We start from the raw sequence: 412 nt of genomic DNA on the forward strand, positions 1-412 counted from the left end.
AACCCGCTTTATATGAACCGCCAATCGGTATTTTACATTTACCGATCCAAAAATGCTGCCGGTCATAGCCCGTAATTTTTGTGACATTAATTAAGTAAGACTTGTGTACGCGTATAAAAAGATGCGCCGGCAACGTTCGGTTGACAACAAAAAAGGGCTCACTGATTAAACTCATCTGCTCCCCGTTGAATACTTTACAATAGGCATCATATGCCTGAATGTAGTCAATTTCTGAAAACCGCAGACGGATCATCTTACGGCCTGCTTTGAAAAAAAAAGAATCTGTCTNGTTTTTCAGGGCCCTGGTTATGGCAATCTGTAGTCGCTCGTTACTGACGGGCTTTACAACAAAATCAGCCGCCCGGCCTATTTCGTAACTGTCAACGGCATACTCAGGATAGGCACTGATAAT

At 43.1% G+C, this 412-nt stretch carries 1 protein-coding gene; it reads right to left on the reverse strand.

Annotated elements, in window-relative coordinates; translation table 11 throughout:
* Positions 1-253 (reverse strand): LytTR family DNA-binding domain-containing protein (locus BLX24_RS33255; RefSeq protein ID WP_177226015.1); only part of this gene is annotated, 253 nt, incomplete at its 3' end.
* Between the last annotated feature and the right edge of the window lie 159 nt (positions 254-412).

The organism is Arsenicibacter rosenii (assembly GCF_001870735.1).
GTDB classification, from domain to species: domain Bacteria; phylum Bacteroidota; class Bacteroidia; order Cytophagales; family Spirosomataceae; genus Arsenicibacter; species Arsenicibacter rosenii.